Here is a 478-nt window from a genome sequence, read left to right on the forward strand (position 1 = left end):
GTAATGACTGTTGTTCTTACCGCCCGCGACCTAACCCGTCACTACGAAGTGTCCCGTGGCATGTTCAAAGGCCATGCCCTGGTGCGCGCACTTAACGGCGTGTCATTTGAACTGGAAGCCGGCAAAACCCTGGCCGTGGTGGGCGAGTCCGGTTGTGGCAAGTCCACCCTGGCCCGCGCCTTGACCCTGATTGAAGAACCGTCCTCGGGCTCGTTGAAAATTGCCGGGCAAGAAGTCGCCGGGGCCAACAAAGCCGAGCGCAAGCAACTGCGCAAAGACGTGCAGATGGTGTTCCAGAGCCCCTACGCCTCGCTCAACCCACGGCAGAAAATCGGCGACCAGTTGGCTGAACCGCTATTGATCAACACCAAACTGAACGCCAGCGAACGTCGCGAAAAAGTCCAGGCCATGATGAAACAGGTTGGCTTGCGCCCCGAGCATTACCAGCGCTACCCGCATATGTTCTCGGGCGGCCAGC

General features: G+C 59.2%; 1 protein-coding gene. It reads left to right on the plus strand.

Annotated features, from left to right (window positions below):
- Positions 1 to 3: 3 nt before the first annotated feature.
- A partial coding sequence (locus JQ845_RS22825) for an ATP-binding cassette domain-containing protein (RefSeq protein WP_203009513.1) occupies positions 4 to 478 on the plus strand: 475 nt, incomplete at its 3' end.

The organism is Pseudomonas paraversuta (genome assembly GCF_904063065.1).
Lineage (GTDB): Bacteria > Pseudomonadota > Gammaproteobacteria > Pseudomonadales > Pseudomonadaceae > Aquipseudomonas > Aquipseudomonas paraversuta.